The following is a 14,177-nucleotide window of genomic DNA, read 5'->3' as shown; positions in this document are numbered from 1 at the left end:
TCGTCGGGAGGCAGAATGGGGGAGAGGGATCGGCCTGGAGGTTGTGGTCGGGATGGGCGTTCGGCGATGGATGCGTGGGCTCGGGTTCGGGAGGAACCCGTTGTGGCGCCGTGTCGATCGGATCGAGTCGTGATCGTGCTCGGCGCCGTACTGATTGGCCTGCTGATGATTCCGGCCGGAGTCGCGGTGGGGACGGCAGTGCGCGACGCGAGCGAGGATGCGGCGGCGCGGCGGCGGGCGCTGCTGACCGAGATGACGGCGCTGACACTCGAGGACAGTGCGTCGATACCGACCGGAGCTGGGCAGGTCCTGTCTCGGGTCAGGGTCGCCTGGACAGATCCCGGTGGCGTGCCCCGCGAGGGGTGGACGCTGGTGACGATCGGGGTGAAGCGTGGCAGCGAGGTGGCGATCTGGGTCGATCAGCAGGGCGTTGTCGTTCCGCCGCCGCGCACCGCTGCCGACAGCGCGGCGCTCGGCAGCGCGGCCGGGGTGACCGCAGTGCTGGCGGGCTGGATGCTGATGCCGTTCGTGACCCGGCTGGCGTTGGTGCCGCTCAATCGACGGCGGGCGCGGGACTGGGAACGCGAATGGCAACAGTTGGACCGGCGCTGGCGGCACCCGCAGGATTGACTCCGCACGCTTGGACGGTGCGTTGACCTTCTCAGCCGGCAGCCCGGTATCGGTCCAGAATTTCGGCTCGCGCCCGGGCCGTGGAAACGCCGAGCCGCGAGAAGATGCGTGGAGCCATCCCTTCCGTCATCACGGTCAAGGCAAGAGCGATGTGTTCGACGCCGACTACGGCGTCGTGGCGGACCGTCATCTCACGCAGCGCGTCCGCCAGGCACTTTTTCGCCCATGGAGTGAAGGGGATTCCCCCGATCGGCGGGCCTGATTCGCAGCGCCGTCGCCGCCACCCGCGCCGCCGGCCGCTCGGACTTACCGGACGGGTCAACGCTCCCGGCCCGAACGCAGCCTCGACTCGTTCCTGTACGGCGTCCAGATCGATCCCGAATGCAGCCAGAGCGTCTCGGTCCAACACTGGCTGGCCGCCGGACAGGATGCCCACCGCGGCCGATTCGACCGCCTCGGGAGTGACCCCGAGCTCACGGAGTGCCTTTCCGGCTTCGCTGTCGGTCGAGGCCACGGACAGCAGTAGGTGCTCGCATCCGATGTACCCGTGGCCCAGCCGCCGCGCCTGGGCTTGCGCCTGCACGATCACCTCGCGCGCCTGATCGGTGAATCGTTCGAACATCACCGGCTCCCCACACGCCGACCGTGCTTGCGATGCACGGTTTGCTTCGTGACCCCAAGCCGCGTCGCGATGTCCTGCCACGACCAGCCCAGGGCGCGAGCGTTGTCGACCTGCAGATGCTCCAGCTGCTCGGTCAGCGCTCGCAACGCTGCCACCGCGCGCAATCCGACCTCCGGGTCGTTGCTCGCGGCACCTTCGGCAATCTCCACCGTCGTCTCCATAGCCGTCAGCATATGCTGACGACCAAGTTGTGTCAACATATGCTGACGTCCTGTTCGAGGGGGCCGGCCCGCGACGGCCTGCTCGTCGGTCAGGCCGGCCGACGTTGTCGCAGGGGTTTTCGACGACCACGACACCTTGCACGCTGCGACCGTCAACACCGCGGCCGTGGCTGCCTGGATGCGCATCGCCACCCCGCCGGGATTCCATCCGCAGCGGCTGCCGGTGAACGACGGTAGGAGACATGGGCAGCAAAAACCTGCGAGACGTTTTCCCTTCGCCGGCATTGTCCGGATCAGGTATCTGGGGGTCGCCCTATGGTCCGAAGATCGTCAGGCCTCTCAGCCTTTCGGCTCCCTCGCCCGCCTCGCAGGCAATTCCAGGTTTGCGCTGGACACCGTTCGTGTCAACAGCGAACGAGCCCCAAATTCATCGCGCTGCACGGAGCCGTACCGCGGCCTGGTGACAAGGTGTTCGGTGGTGACGGTCCGCGACGGCGCGGGCCTGATGCGGCCCGGGCACGGCATCAGAGGCGCATGTGGGGTGTGTGATCGGTCCGGTGCTCCCAGCGCGGCTCGCTGGAGCCGAAGCCTGCCGCATGGACGCCGTCGTGGCCGAGCGCGCGCCGGCAGAAATAATGCGGCGAGTAGAGGTCGCGGCAGGAGTCCTGGTAGGTCCCGTAGGCGAACTCGAGGTCCAGCCGTTGGTCGCTGCTCATGGAAATTCGCTCTCGTGACGGCGTTACCTTCCTTCGCAGGCGACAGCTGCAGCCACGATGGTGGGGTTCGGCTGCTCATCTGGGGGTGTTGCCGCTCGAGCTTCTGGGTGCTCGGGTGGTTTGGGAGTTGTGCGTGGTGGCCGTCGTGGCGCGGATTGCGACCAGCTGCAGGGTGCGTCATGACGGGACTCTTACGGGCTGCCGCCAACCCTATGTATGTGACGGTCCGGCGAGTGACACTCCGGGAATCAGACAGGTCCCGGTCGATTGACGGCAGGTCCGCTGGGGGTTCCGTGATTGGCCGGGGGAAACGGGAGGGGCATCATGAAACGCGTACTTCTACTCTCGCAGCTTGCCGCTGCGCTCGCGCTGACGGCCGTCTTGGCACCGACCGCGAACAGCGCCCCGGCCCAGCACAGCATCAGCGCCCTGTGGCGGTTCTCCGACGGCTCAGTCGTCGAGGGCGCCTCCTCACAGCTGACGCGGACCGACAGCGGGATCTCGCTGTCCCAGCAGACATCGGCTCCCGCCGGTCATGCCGTCACCGTGTGGTGGGTCATCTTCAACAACCCGGAGAACTGCGCCGGTGCACCGGGGGTTCCCACACGGTGTGCCGAGCCTGACTTGTTCAACCCCGCGGTAGAGGCGTCGGTGCAGTACGCCGCCGGGCACGTCGTAGGTGCTGCCGGCGCGCACCGCGTCGGTTCCTACCTCTCGGAGGGCGACACCACGAACTGCCCGTTCGAGGCCTTCGGCGAGGGCTTCCTGTGCGCCGGCCTCATCGACGCGCGGAAGGCCGACGTACACCTCGTGGTCCGGACGCACGGACCGAAACTGACCGCGTTCATGCCCGGCCAGATCAAGTCGTTCGAGGTTGCCTGCACTCCCGAGAGCTCGCTGGGACTGGGCGACGGACCCAATACCTGCGTCGACATACAGTTCGCCGCGCACGAGACGGCCTAGCGTCCTGCGCGGCAGGCCACCAGGGAACCACGCCTGGCCGGCGAGCGCGGTCGATCGCCGGTGGCCCAGCGCTCGCGGCTCGGGAGACGTCGGCCAATCATCGGACCATGAGCGAGAGAAGCCCATCGCCGCTACTGCAGCGAGCCGAGATGTACGGTGCGCGGCTGGGGTCCGCTTCTCCGTACCTTTGTGCCTGGCTTCTCTCGCCCAGCCCGATTCTACCTCGCCGCCCCGTTCCGGATCAGGGAAGCGGCCAGTGCTTCCGGGCGGAGGCCGATCGCGACGAGCCGGCCGAACAGTCCGGAGAAGACCGGTAGGCGGTTGATCGCACGCATCAGCAGCGGCATGCGCAGTGGTTCCGGATTCCCGCTGAGCGAGGCACTGATGAAGTGGCGCTGCGCAGATTGTTGCAAGGCCTGGGTGACCATGGTCGGCAGTGTCCGGCGTTTCTGCACCGCCCGCAGGTCCCGGGTCGTCAGTGTCCCGCCGCGTAGAGCCGGTGCCAGCATGCGTGCGGTCGCCACGGCGTCCTGGATGGCGAGGTTGATGCCGACGCCCGCGATCGGGGACATCGCGTGCGCCGCGTCGCCGATGCAGAGCGCGCCGGGTGCCCACCAGCGCCGGAGTCGCTCGAGCTTCACCTCGAGGGTGGCGACACTGCTCGCGTCGAGTTCCGCGGCCGCATCGGCCAGGAACGGGGCCAGTTCGGTGATCGTCCGGCGTAGCTGCCCGGCGTCGTCGGCGAGCGCCGCGCGCGCGGCACCCTTGGGGATGAGGATCCCTGCCTGCCAGTAGTCGCCGCGGTTGATCAGGACCAGGCCGCCGATCGCCGAGAACCGGACGATGCTGTTCGGCTGATCCGACGCGTCCCGCGGCAGCCGTACGTAGAGGCAGTCGAACGGTGCTCCGATGGACTTCAGCGGCATGCCGAGAGCCGACCGGACCTTGGAGTGGCGGCCGTCGCAGCCCACGACCAGATCCGCGGTCAGGTCGTGTCGCTCGCCGGTGTCCCGGTCGAGGTAACGCACGCCCGTCACGGTTCCACTCTGGTCGATCAGTTCCTCGACCTCTGCCGACATGACCAGATCGAAATGCGGTGACTCTCGCCCAGCATCGGCCAGCAGGCCGAGAAAGTCCCACTGCGGGACCAGTGCGATGTGTTGATGGCGACCGGGGAGCCGATCGAAGTCCTGCGCGAGACTGCCCTCGTCGAAGACGATCTCGACCCGCTTCTCGAGCTGGTGTGGGAGCTGGGCGAACTGCTCGCCAAGTCCGAGTTCGTCGAGGAGCGTGAGGGTGGACGCGTGCACGGTGTCGCCACGGAAGTCGCGGAGGAAGTCCGCATGCTTCTCCAGTACGACAACGTCGATCCCGGCCCGGGCAAGCAGTAACCCGAGCATCATGCCGGCCGGTCCACCGCCGACGACAACGCAGCGGGCCGAGTCCGAGCGAGCCTTGGCCATCACTGGAACCCCTCTCATCTAAGTGGGGATCAAATCCCCAGTTAACCAGAACGCTAGCATAACCGGGGAGAGATCATTCACTTGTCCGGGAGGACGTCGATGCAGCTGAGGGCGGACGCACAGCGGAACAGGGACCTGATCCTGGCCGCCGCTGACGCCGTGTTCCTCGAGCTCGGACCGGGTGCGCCGTTGGACCAGATCGCGGAACGGGCCGGTGTCGGGAACGCGACGCTGTATCGACGGTTCCCGACCCGGGAGGACCTGCTCAAGCAGGTGGCGATGGACAACATGCGTCAGGTCGACGAGGAGGCCCGTGCCGCGCTGGCTGAGGAGCCCGATGCATGGTCGGCGTTGGTTCGTTTCTGCCATGCGGTGGTCGAGCGGCGGATCGTGGCGTTGCTGCCGATCATCGGCAGTCATGTGCCGATCGACAAGGAGTTCAAGAGGGTACGTCGTCAGGTCGTGGACGGCTTGGGCGAGCTACTCGCAGCCGGCCGTCGAGAAGGCGTACTGCGGGCCGATGTGGAGGTGGGCGACCTTGTGTTGGTACTGGCCACGGTCGCCCGGCCGCTGCCCGCCGTACCGGAAGAAGTGGCGGCGGCGGTCCGGCCGCGGCATCTCGGGTTGGTCCTGGACGGCCTCCGGGCGGACTCGGCGACACAGCTGGCCGGAGAACCGATCGGTGCCGAGGAGGTCGCCGGTCGGTTCAGGCGCTGAGCAGTCGGCGAAGGGGCGCCGGTGTCACAGCCACGCCGGCAGGGTCGAGACAAGTTCGGCGCAGGCGGCACCGTTCGGAGGGGCGAGAGTCAGAGGTTTCCACCTGCCACGCGCGGGGCGGTGGGGTCGTTGGTGCTGACGCCGACGTGTTCGCGGGCGAGGAAGTGCTCGAGGTGGAAGAGGTCGTCGCCGGCGCGCTTTGCGACGTTGAGCAGGGTGTTCATCTCCGCGACTTCCTCGACCTGTTCCTTGAGGAACCACTGCATGAACTGCTCGCCGATGTAGTCACCCTCGTCGCGCGCGGTCCGCGCCAGCGTCTCGATCTGCTCGGTGACGGTCATCTCCTGCGCCACGGCGAGCTCGAGCGGCTCCAGCGTCGACTTGAAGTCCGACTCGACCTCGCCGACGGACGGGATGTGTGGCCGGGTGTCCTTGTCCAGCAGGTACTGGACCATCATCATCGCGTGGTTGCGCTCTTCCAGCGACTGCTTGTAGAAGTGCGCGGCCAGCCGCGGGAGATCCTGCTCGTCGTACCAGACAGCGACTGCCACGTATTGCTGGGACGCCGTGAACTCGTTACGGATCTGATCCTGGAGAAGCCCTTCAAACGTATTCATCTTGTCAATCCAACGGCGCGTGGATCCGAGCGGAATTGCTCGAGTCCGGGTCGCGCCGCAGGATGGGTGCGAGCGTCGAACCGGGGGAGCGTCGGCTATTGGACGCTGCGGTAGCCCGCCTGCGCCAACCATTCCCGTGCGCGGCCGAGTCGGCGCTCGTCGCCGAACAATGTCCAGTTCGTGAGTTGATCTCGATACGCATCGTCGTCCAGCGCGTTGCGGAAGCGGCGGAACGCGCCACGACCGTCGAGCGCAGGGAGCAGCCGATCGCGCAGTTCGCCCTCCGGTAGATTCACGGCGAAGTCGCACATGTCGCGGTAGCCTTCGCCGCTCTCGGGCTGAAAGTGCAGCCACCGATCCGGGTCGAACGAGTCGCTGTTCTCATCGAGTTCCTCAGGGCGGTCCCAGTCCAGGACGCCCGGAGGATAGACGTCGCCGGTGAGGAGGTCGACGACGCCATTGCCTTGCAGCGGATCGCCGTCGAGGAAGTCGGCCAGCATCTCGAGGTCGACCGGTACCGCGGTCAATGGCCACGGCACCTGCTCGTTGGTGATCGGCTGTCCGAGTGCGGCCAGGAGTTCCACAGCCAGTACGTCGTCGCCCGCATCATCTCGCTCGCCGAGCGCGGTGACGCAGCGCCGTACAAGGTTCTCGTTGCCCGCAAGGTCTCGTCCGAGCAGAGCTTGGCCGACGTGCTGCAAGACCGGCGCGAGGGGACGAGTGGCCAGTACGCCGATATCGCCGGCGCGCAACCGCTGCAACGCCTCGCGATCCCACCCGACGTCGCCAATGCTTGTCACAGTTCAGCAGTCTAGGGTCGCGCGCCGCAGTTGCGGATCTTGGCAGGGCCGCGTCGTGGTGGTGGACTGTTGGATGGAAGGGACATCCGGTGACCGGACCGGATGGAGGCTGGAGCGCAGCTGAGGGGCATGCTGCTCCGGCCGGTCGGTGCCGTGCGGCAAACCTCACGCCGCACGGCACACCACGTCGGCGTCCCTGGCGCCAGCCCTGCGACATCGGCTCATCGCAGCCAACGCCGACTGTCGGAACGAGGCGGCATCCTTGGGACATGACGAGCGACGATGAGCACGACAGGGCGATCACCGGAGAGACCGGGGCCCGTGGTCCGCTCTGGGTCCCGGCGGCTGAGGCAAGCGCGCCGACGGACCAGTTGAGCGCCGAGGCTGAAGCAGAGGACACTGCCGCGCTGCGTGAGTGGGACGCTTTGAACGCGGCCGGGCAGGCGTTCACCGTCCCGCACAAGGAGGTTCGCCGGCGGCTCGGTCTCGACTGACCGCGGTCCCGAGCCACGTGGCGCGGGTCGTCGACCGTGAGTTGGAGCTGATGCACCACTCGGCGACGTGGACAGCGTCGGGCGGCTATCCAGTCATCGGCTGCGAAGGCAACTACCTCGAGACGAATGGTTCGGCAACTTTCGCCGCCGGCTGTCCCCTGGGACCGGCTGTCCCCTGGGACCGGCTGTGCTCGTCGGATATGTGACGGTTGGATCCGAGCCCTGAGGAGATCCCATGCCGTGCGCATTGCTGATCAACAAGTTGCCCGGTGCGTTCGAGGCGCTCGACGCGGAGGAGCAGGATGCGGTGTCCGCGGAGTACATCGCGATCAGGTCGGACCCGCGGGTATTCGGCGGAGCCCATCTCGGGCCGGCACACCACCACGCCCCGCGTCGCACTGCCCTCGGCGACTGCAAGAAAGTGCGACGGCTTTGCGAAGGCAGCTCGAGCACAGGGCTCAGCGCGCGACTTCGGGCTGGACGTCGACGCCGTTCTCGACCGCGATGTGGAAGAGGCTGTCGAGCTCTCCGGCGTACACCCGTTCCGCATCGAGATCCTCGGCCGCCTGTGCCGCGCGGAGGAACTCGCGTGCGGCGGTGATCCTACGGTTCAGCTCGATGGCGAACTCGGTCATGGTCTCCCATTTCACGACGTGCGGGGCAATTCATGATTGCACGATGCGGGGCTGCAACAAGCTGCAGATGCACTGGACCTGGTTTCCATCAGCCGCTCACGGTGGCAATGTGGCGAGCGGATTGCACGGATCTTGACGAAAGGGCGTGGCGCCGGCGCGTACCGTTCGGTCACGTCGCCGACGAGGTCGTGTTGCGAGAGATCAGGCGTGCCGACTGGGTGAAGTCCACGTTCGCGAGCCGTCGACCTCCACGCCACCGGTTTTTGAGCGGGCCAACTCGCGAGTGGACTCTGATCAGCTACGGGAGCCGTTACCACGAGCCGGCGAGGGGCGGACGCTGCCTTGCGACCTGCCGCCACCTCGCCGCCCGTGCCCCCACGTCGCTGAGAGAACCCGACGTGAGCAGGACCGGTGTACCCGTTGATCCGTGTTTCATGCGCGGTTCGACCTCGTGTCAGCTTGTGGACGTTCGGGTGGCAATCGCCTCGTCGACTTCGGCCTCGCTCTTCGGTACGCCGCGTTCGGACTCATCCGGATCACCTTCGGCGAACAGGTATCTTGCGTACTCCGGTATCTACGGGAGACCGGGCACGAAGCAGGGTTCGAAGTTGCGCGTAATGGGTCTGGGACTTGATCTCGGCGATCGACAGTCGGCGCGGTCCCGACCTACAAACGTGCCGGAGGTCGACCAAGCCACGCGATCTCGAGTCCTGAGGCGTGTCAATCACCGCGCCTGGCTCCGGTCCAGGTGGTGGCCAGTGGGCCACGGAGGTCGAGTGTTGAGGCGAGTACGGCCGCGCGGGGCGGTCGGGTCGGGTCCGATATGCGGTCGAGGAGGAATTGTGCCGCCGTGCGGCCGAGGCGGTGGCCGGGGCGTTTGGCGACGCTGAGGAACGGAGCGAAGATCGTCGTCCATGGAGCCGAATCGCAGGCGAAGAGGGCAGGCCCCGACGCCGGGTCGATGCCACGCGATCCCAGGGCCTCGACGGCGCCGATCGCGTGGGCGGTGCTCGCGAGGAGGATTGCATCGAGCGGGTCACCGTCGAGAAGTCGGCAGGTGGCCGCACGGGCTGCGGACGGCTGAGATGGGCAGTGGCGGACGAGATCGGCGGGCGGATCCAGTCCGGCGTCGGTGAAAGCTTGTCGATAGCCGGTGAGCCGCTGGACGTCGAGCGGGTCTTGCCTAGTACCGGGCAGGCACGCGATGCGTCGATGTCCAGCCTCGAGTAGGGTCGCGGTCGCGCGTCGGGCAGTATCAAAGGTGTCGTCGATCACCTGGTCGTTGGCGGTTCGCGCGGGGCGCAGTACGGCGACGACCGGGACGCTCAGCTGCGACAGGTCCGGCTCCGGCGTTCCTGGTACGACGATCAGACCCGCTGGGCGCGCCATTTCCGCGGTGTCGAGACTGGCTCGCTCCCGGCTCGTGCTGCCCCCGGTTATGGTCACCGCGACCTGGTGGCCGCTCGCCTGTGCTGTCTCGGTGACACCGTGGGCGATACCGGCGAGGACTGGGTCCTCGAGTGTCGGGATGAGCAGTGTCCAGGTGTCGGAGCGCCGTTGCCGCAAGCTGCGGGCGACGCTGTTGGGGACGTAGCGCAGTTCCGAGGCGACGGCCAGCACGCGGCTTCGGGTCTCCTCGGTCACTCGCACGGGCCGGTCGTTCAGGATCCGGGACACGATCGAAGCCGAGACCTTCGCCTCCGCGGCGACTTGATAGATGGTGACCATCACGACGCTGCCGGCGGTTCGGCGATCGCGTCCGTCCGGGCACCGTTCGTGTATGCGCCGTCCAGGAAGTGGGTGAGTCGATCGAGCGCGTCGTCGTTCGGTACGTCGAGTGCCATCCGGCTGGAGCCGGTGGGTAGATCGCGCAGAGCAAGCGCCTCCTTGAGGAGCGCGATGCTCGGGCCGATGGCCGCGACGGCCTGATCAGCTTCTTCCTGGGCCTCTTGTTCTGCTTGTGTGTTGCCTTCGGCAACCGCAGCGGCGAGGGCGAGGAACGGTTCGGGTACGGCGCTCGCGACTCCTGAAACGACGCCCAGTCCGCCGGCGCGGACGACGGGCGCGAGTTCGGCGTCAGAGCCCGACAGCAGCTCGAAGCCGGGCGGTACCGCCGCTGCGTAGGCGGCGATCGGCGCGGCGCCGCTCATACTGACTTTGGCACCGATCAGCCCGGGCAGAGCCGCGAGCTCGGCGAGCTGGTCCGGCCGGACCGTGGTGTTCGTCAGGTCCGGGTAGATGTAGGCATAGACGGGGAGACCGTCGGCGGCGTCGCACACCTGCGCGTAGTACTCACGCAGGGCACGCGGGCCTGCCGGCAAGAAGTACGGCGTCACGGCGGCAAGGCGCCGTGCACCGAGGGAACGGACCCGCTTTGTGAGTCGTGCGGCTTGCCATCCGCTGGCCGCGCCGACGTGGGCGATCACGCGGCTCGCCGGCGCGGCGTCCAACGCCGCCCGGACGAGATCAGCGCGTTCGCGTTCGTCGAGCGAGGGGAACTCCGCGGTGGTTCCGCCGACGAACAACGCGTCGACGCCCGACTCGGCGATGTGGCGGTAGAGCCGCGTGCTGCGGTGGAGATCGAGGCTGCCGTCAGCAGCGAAAAGTGTTGGGGCAGCTGCGACAACGACTGGGCGCTGGACCGTCACACGGTGCTCCCGGTGGCCACGGCGACCGATTCCTGCGGCGACGCTGGGAGTGCGCGGGAGCCCCGGCACCCATTGGAAGGTGAGAAAGTCCGCGGTGTGGTGGTTGTGCGCCTGCGCCTCGCTGGGGCCATGGCACGGGACGGAGACTGCAGGTGGCCGTCTTCGGTCAGCCGGTCCAGGAACTGGTATCCGTGGAGCCCGTTGTCGGGGTGCCGGCGCGTCCACTGGCGAAGGTCGGCTGAGGACACGAGGGACCGCCTGTTGCGGGCAGGCATGCCTCGGTGCACCGACGAATCCGTAGCGCCGAGTGGCGTTTGCGCTTCCTGTACGCCGGTCGCGGCGCACGACCCAACCTTCATGGCGATTCCTTGTCTGCGGCGGGACAGCGGCAGCTGTCGAGACGGGGCCATTGCCGCACCGGCCCGATCCACGCCAGCTGCTCAACAACCGGGTAGGTAGGTCCTCGGTGGGTCCGAGCTAGCGTTGTGTGCTGTACTCCTCACGTGCCGAGCGGATCCGGTTTCGCGCTCCGAAGAGGTGCTCGCTCAGCAACGAGGCCGCTTCCTCGACGGTGCCGGATCGGAACACTCGGAGCAGGTCGGCATGCGCCTCCGCCGAGGGATGCAGATCGACGTCCTGCGCGTTGGATGCCTCAAGCAACACATGGAAGATCGGCCGGTGCTGGGCCCAGTTGCTCTGCAGCCGGCGATGACCGGAGAGGACGTAGAGCCTGGAGTGGAACTCCAGGTCAGCCGCCGCGAACGCCGCTGCGGACCCCTCGTCGGCGGCTGAGCGAAGGTCACCCAGAGGCTCCTCGAGGATCGACCAGTCCACGCTCTCGCGCCTCATGCTCTCCCGCAGGGCAAGCGTCTCGAGCGCCTCGCGCAGCGAGTACAGCTCGTCGACATCGGTCGACGTCAGCCCGGCGACGGCGACGCCACGACGCTGCGCCACCACGAGCCCTTCGTTCTCAAGCAGGCGGAGCGCGTCACGTATTGGCCCGCGGCTCACGTCGAACTGTGCGGACAGACCGTCTTCGACGAGACGGGCGCCGGGTGGCATCTGTCCTGTCACGATCATCACCCGCAGCTCATGCGCGATCTGCTCACCCAGGGGCACCTGCCGCACAGGTTTGAATACGCTCATCCGATCCTCACCGTCAATCGAAAACCGTTAACGGTCAACGATCGGATCGTCGCGGGACCCAACGGTCTTTGTCAAGAGCCCCGCGACCCGGCCTGGACGCAACCGCCACGGGTCGCCACCTTCCAGCGACGGGTCCCTTCTGAGCTCTTGACGTGCGCTGATCCGATCCCGCATAGTCCCGGCTGTCGACGGTTAACCGTAGACCGTTTCCAAGGAGTTCCGCATGCGCACCTTCTCGAGACCGGTGCCGGCCGCTGTTTTGGCGGCCGCTCAGACGACCCCCATCACGCCCGCCGCCGCGGCGCCGCGCCGGACATGGCCACGCTCCAGCGGCTCGAATTCAACAATCCGGAATCACCACTGATCTGGCGATCGGCAGCGGTGGCCCGTGCCGCTGGGCGCCGATCCAGACGGCGATTTCGGCGCCAGCATGAGGCCGTTGGCCGGCGCTTCCCCGGTCAATCGGCGCTCTGTCGCCTGAGCAAAGGCCTTCGCTGACGGAAGGCTCCGTGATCTCAAATTGGTCTGCGCAGCTGCGCGGACCCTCAGCCAGAGGAGTATCTCGTGGAAGACAACTTCGGGACGATCTCGCGTCGTGTTGCGTTGGTCGGTGGTTTCGCCGCGGCGGCCGGTCTCGTGAACCTGTCCGCCGCACAGGCCGGCAACGTACCGGGCGCGCGTCTGACGACTGGCGTCACACCGACTGCTGCGGATGCAGCCGGGCCAGTGGAGGTGACCGGCTCGAACTACTACGACTCGCTCGTGGCCGAGATCGACTTCTCGCCCGCGAGCGGCGGGATCTTCCTCGGCAGCCCCAGCATCGCGAAGCTGCCGGACGGCACGCTGGTCGCGAGCCGTGATGAATTCGGACCCAACGTCACCGACCAGACGAACGTCTACCGTTCGACGGACGGCGGGAAGAGCTGGAGCTTCGCGAGCCGGACCACGGCGTTCTGGGCCAAGCTGTTCGTGCACCGAGGTGTCCTCTACATGCTCGGGGACGATGCGGATCACGGCAACGTGATCATCAAGCGCAGCGATGACGGCGGCCTCAGTTGGCGGGACTCGCTGCTGCTCGATGGAACCGCGATGCACACCTGGCCCCTCGAGCCTTGGGGCTATCACATGGCGCCGACTCCGGTACTGAGGGCGGGCGGGCGTCTCTACAAGGGCATCGAGCTCGCGTATCGCGGTCCGTTCCCGTCGACGCAGGCCCTGATGATCTCCGCTGACGAGAACGCCGACCTGCTCGATCCCGCGAGCTGGACAGTGAGCACACCAATCGACAGCGTGACCTACCTGGAGGGCAACGCCGTCCAGGCGCCCAACGGGGAGATCTGGAACATCATGCGACGTGTCGGTGTGCGGCGTGCGGGGGTCGCGCGACTCTCTCCGGACGGCACGCGGCTCGACTACGTCCGCGACATCGACTTTCCCGGCGGCGACGTCAAGTTCCATATCCAGCAGGATCCGGCGTCCGGTCGTTACGCCGCTATCGCCAACCTGCGCACGGACCTCTCGCGGCACCACCGCAACGTGCTGGGACTCGTGTGGTCCGAGGACCTGATCGACTGGCACGTCGGGAAGATCGTCATCCAGGAGGACGACGACCAGTCCTGGGCAGACGCGACGCGACTGTACGGGTTTCAGTACCCGGACTGGATCTTCGACGGCGACGATATCCTCATCGTGTCTCGAACCTCCTACGAAGGCGCCGACAACTTCCATAACGCCAACCGGCTCACCTTCCATCGTCTGCAGCAGTACCGCAGGTATCTCGACCCGCAGGACCTGGTGCTCCATTACACCTTCGATACACCGGGCCGTCCGAACAACTCCCTGGTCGTCGACGCTTCGCTGGAAGGCAACCACGCGACCGCGTCAGGAGGGCTGCTGTCCGTCGGCCGCCGAGGCCGCGGCCTCGAGCTCAACGGAACCCAGTCGTGGATCGATCCGCACTTCGCCCTCGGAAACGAGATGGCCGTCAGCAAGGCGGTGACGTTCGCCGCCTGGGTTCGCAAGGAGCCCGGCGCCTCGCGGGACCAATGGGTCATGAGCACCCAGATCTCCCAGGTCCGCGGCTTCGAGGTCGTCCTCACGGCGTCGGGCGCGATGCGCGTCGGGGCGCGCAGTACGGCTCAGGAACCGCTACGAACCCGAGCCGTCGGATACCCCGACGACGGCCACTGGCACCACATCGCGGCCGTCCTCGACTTCTCAGGGCAGACGATGCGCTTGTTCATCGACGGTGCCGAACAGGACTCCGCCGGCGCGTCCGTGCCCTTCTCCAGCCCGACCTATCAACGCCTCGGCCCTGCCTTCGAGGACCGGATCGGCGAGCCGTCCGGCGGCAGCGGCACCTTCGCAGGGACCCTCGACGACATCCGCCTTTACGTACGTGCTCTCACGCCCGAAGAGATCCGCGGCCTGGCGACACATTAGCCCCGGGTTAGCTGTCCAAGCAGAACCGACAACTGGCCGACGTACTGCCGCGTCATCTCCATC

15 protein-coding genes are annotated in these 14,177 nt (G+C 67.2%); 5 read left to right on the top strand and 10 right to left on the bottom strand.

Annotation, left to right across the window (positions count from 1 at the left end; translation table 11 throughout):
• Nucleotides 1-129 precede the first annotated feature (129 nt).
• Entirely contained in the window at nt 130-630 is a 501-nt protein-coding gene (locus ABD255_RS18080) for an Rv1733c family protein (RefSeq protein WP_344215330.1), read from the top strand.
• 31 nt (nt 631-661) lie between these two features.
• On the opposite strand, the gene ABD255_RS18075 is transcribed toward ABD255_RS18080, so the two are convergent.
• From ABD255_RS18075 to ABD255_RS18065, 3 genes are all read right to left on the bottom strand, one after another.
• Nucleotides 662-1,252: a Clp protease N-terminal domain-containing protein gene (locus ABD255_RS18075; protein ID WP_344215327.1), complete on the bottom strand. Its 591-nt coding sequence runs from the start codon at nt 1,250-1,252 to the stop codon at nt 662-664.
• Nucleotides 1,252-1,473 carry a helix-turn-helix domain-containing protein gene (locus ABD255_RS18070; protein ID WP_344215326.1) on the bottom strand — a complete coding sequence of 74 codons (222 nt, stop codon included), beginning with the start codon at nt 1,471-1,473 and terminating at the stop codon, nt 1,252-1,254. The genes ABD255_RS18075 and ABD255_RS18070 overlap by 1 nt, the downstream gene beginning before the upstream one ends.
• Nucleotides 1,474-1,997: 524 nt before the next feature.
• Entirely contained in the window at nt 1,998-2,189 is a 192-nt protein-coding gene (locus ABD255_RS18065; protein WP_344215324.1) for a hypothetical protein, read from the bottom strand.
• A gap of 324 nt (nt 2,190-2,513) precedes the next feature.
• On the opposite strand from ABD255_RS18065, the gene ABD255_RS18060 reads away from it, so the two are divergent.
• Nucleotides 2,514-3,152 (top strand): hypothetical protein, encoded by a 639-nt coding sequence (locus ABD255_RS18060; RefSeq protein WP_344215322.1) that lies wholly within the window; start codon nt 2,514-2,516, stop codon nt 3,150-3,152.
• Between the two features lie 218 nt (nt 3,153-3,370).
• Here the strand turns inward: ABD255_RS18060 and ABD255_RS18055 are convergent, their stop codons facing one another.
• Nucleotides 3,371-4,615: an FAD-dependent oxidoreductase gene (locus tag ABD255_RS18055; RefSeq protein ID WP_344215320.1), complete on the bottom strand. Its 1,245-nt coding sequence runs from the start codon at nt 4,613-4,615 to the stop codon at nt 3,371-3,373.
• Nucleotides 4,616-4,714: 99 nt separating this feature from the next.
• Here ABD255_RS18055 and ABD255_RS18050 point away from each other — a divergent pair, with 99 nt between their 5' ends.
• Nucleotides 4,715-5,332: a TetR/AcrR family transcriptional regulator gene (locus tag ABD255_RS18050; protein WP_344215318.1), complete on the top strand. Its 618-nt coding sequence runs from the start codon at nt 4,715-4,717 to the stop codon at nt 5,330-5,332.
• An 89-nt stretch (nt 5,333-5,421) separates the two neighbouring features.
• Here ABD255_RS18050 and ABD255_RS18045 read toward each other — a convergent pair whose 3' ends face one another.
• Together ABD255_RS18045 and ABD255_RS18040 are read right to left on the bottom strand one after the other, a co-directional pair.
• Entirely contained in the window at nt 5,422-5,949 is a 528-nt protein-coding gene (locus ABD255_RS18045; RefSeq protein WP_344215316.1) for a ferritin, read from the bottom strand.
• Between the two features lie 95 nt (nt 5,950-6,044).
• Entirely contained in the window at nt 6,045-6,749 is a 705-nt protein-coding gene (locus tag ABD255_RS18040; protein ID WP_344215314.1) for a hypothetical protein, read from the bottom strand.
• A 269-nt stretch (nt 6,750-7,018) separates the two neighbouring features.
• Here ABD255_RS18040 and ABD255_RS18035 point away from each other — a divergent pair, with 269 nt between their 5' ends.
• Nucleotides 7,019-7,243 (top strand): hypothetical protein, encoded by a 225-nt coding sequence (locus ABD255_RS18035; RefSeq protein ID WP_344215312.1) that lies wholly within the window; start codon nt 7,019-7,021, stop codon nt 7,241-7,243.
• A 458-nt stretch (nt 7,244-7,701) separates the two neighbouring features.
• Here ABD255_RS18035 and ABD255_RS18030 read toward each other — a convergent pair whose 3' ends face one another.
• The 4 genes from ABD255_RS18030 to ABD255_RS18015 all read right to left on the bottom strand — a co-directional run bounded on the left by ABD255_RS18030 (nt 7,702) and on the right by ABD255_RS18015 (nt 11,672).
• Nucleotides 7,702-7,878 (bottom strand): hypothetical protein, encoded by a 177-nt coding sequence (locus ABD255_RS18030; protein ID WP_344215310.1) that lies wholly within the window; start codon nt 7,876-7,878, stop codon nt 7,702-7,704.
• A 720-nt stretch (nt 7,879-8,598) separates the two neighbouring features.
• Nucleotides 8,599-9,606: a LacI family DNA-binding transcriptional regulator gene (locus ABD255_RS18025; RefSeq protein WP_344215308.1), complete on the bottom strand. Its 1,008-nt coding sequence runs from the start codon at nt 9,604-9,606 to the stop codon at nt 8,599-8,601.
• Entirely contained in the window at nt 9,606-10,526 is a 921-nt protein-coding gene (locus ABD255_RS18020; protein WP_344215306.1) for a dihydrodipicolinate synthase family protein, read from the bottom strand. The genes ABD255_RS18025 and ABD255_RS18020 overlap by 1 nt, the downstream gene beginning before the upstream one ends.
• Before the next feature lie 477 nt (nt 10,527-11,003).
• A complete protein-coding gene (locus tag ABD255_RS18015; protein ID WP_344215304.1) occupies nt 11,004-11,672 on the bottom strand; it encodes a GntR family transcriptional regulator in 669 nt (222 codons plus the stop codon).
• A gap of 564 nt (nt 11,673-12,236) precedes the next feature.
• On the opposite strand from ABD255_RS18015, the gene ABD255_RS18010 reads away from it, so the two are divergent.
• Entirely contained in the window at nt 12,237-14,114 is a 1,878-nt protein-coding gene (locus ABD255_RS18010) for a sialidase family protein (RefSeq protein WP_344215302.1), read from the top strand.
• The last annotated feature ends 63 nt before the right edge of the window (nt 14,115-14,177 follow it).

Source organism: Kribbella sancticallisti (assembly GCF_039530625.1).
Taxonomy (GTDB): Bacteria; Actinomycetota; Actinomycetes; order Propionibacteriales; family Kribbellaceae; genus Kribbella; species Kribbella sancticallisti.
This window is presented reverse-complemented; position numbering and strand designations above follow the sequence as displayed.